This is a genomic window from Shewanella sp. T24-MNA-CIBAN-0130 (genome assembly GCF_040310185.1).
GTDB lineage: Bacteria > Pseudomonadota > Gammaproteobacteria > Enterobacterales > Shewanellaceae > Shewanella > Shewanella psychromarinicola.
On sequence record NZ_JBEOPP010000320.1, the window covers coordinates 1 to 271 of the forward strand.

Below are 271 nucleotides of genomic sequence, written 5' to 3' on the forward strand. Positions count from 1 at the left end.
GTATTGATGTTATCTTCGGTTTTATTGCTGAGCGCTTGTGGCGGCAGTGATAGTACAACCGATGAAGTTAACCCTTTAGGACAATTCTCTTTAGGGGTGTCTGATGCCCCTATGGCGGGAGTGTCCCGGTTAGGGCTAGTGATGAATGAACTTGTTATGACGGACGCTGCGGGGGAAATACACCGTTATAGTTTACAACATATGGAGTTTAATTTGCTCGATTATCAGGGCATGAATAGGCATCTTGCCATTGATAATATCGATCTACCTG

Annotated in this window: 1 pseudogene; it reads left to right on the forward strand. The window is 44.6% G+C overall.

The features are described 5' to 3' along the window. Positions 1 to 271, forward strand: a pseudogene (locus AAEZ02_RS22550) (DUF4382 domain-containing protein); the annotation flags it as partial.